1 pseudogene is annotated in these 909 nt (G+C 56.0%); it reads right to left on the reverse strand.

Features of this window, described 5'->3' with window-relative positions:
* Positions 1-97: 97 nt before the first annotated feature.
* Positions 98-909 (reverse strand): annotated as a pseudogene (locus F0Q45_RS26255) (FAD-dependent oxidoreductase); the annotation flags it as partial.

Below are 909 nucleotides of genomic sequence, written 5' to 3' on the forward strand. Positions count from 1 at the left end.
GCGGAGTCAACGATATAGCGATATAGATGGCATCCGATGGATCACCCGATGGACAGGTGATTGGCGAGATGGCAGCTGGTCGGTCAATCGGCACCAACTAGCAGAAACTGCGCTGGTCCGGGAATTCGCGGTCGACAAGCTGGTAGGAGTATCCGATAGTATGTTCGACAGTCTCGAAGGCGAGTGCGCTGCCCAGGAAGTAGGTGTTCGACTTTCCCTGGAGTTTTTCGACACGGTCGTAGCAACCAACTGCAATGTCGTCGCATGAGAAACGCGGGAAGTAGCGCCAGTGCTTAGTTCGTTCGACCGAACCGACCGTGACGCCGACGTCGGCTAGGTTGCGCTTTAGGTTATCGACTGCCGCGTCGACGCTGGATGGATCTTCAGGTGAGCCGTAGTGATAAAAAACTCGCAGCTTGCTGTCAGGCCAGAGCTGGCTAGAGGAGTGGCCGCCGGCGAGACCGAGTTTTTGGGAGCCGAACGTAAAGTGCAGCTCGGCCCGTTCGAATAAAGTCGGCGATTCGGCGATCGTGGCGTAGTAGTCCGTATATTGAAGCTTCTTGAAGATGTCGCGGGCCACGACAGGCCGCGGTCCGTCGTCGGATTCACCTTCGAAAAGATCGATTGCGGTTCCGAGCGGCAGGGCGAGCATGACCTTATCGAAGTGTTCCGGCTCTCTCTGTGCGCCAGCTTGATAGATGCTGATCGAGGATCGGTGCCTAACGATACGCCCGACGTTGAACCCGGTTATTACGTCATAATCTTTCGCGATAGCTTCGAATAAAGATTGGTATCCGCGTTTGAACGAAAACACCGGAGTAGCGCGCTTCAGCATAATTCGCCCTAGCTCCCGATGCGCAGCTGGGCGCGGTTGGCAGAGCATAAAAGTCAGTCCGTACTGGGCAGCGG

Source organism: Mycobacterium simiae (assembly GCF_008370645.1).
Classification (GTDB): domain Bacteria; phylum Actinomycetota; class Actinomycetes; order Mycobacteriales; family Mycobacteriaceae; genus Mycobacterium; species Mycobacterium simiae_A.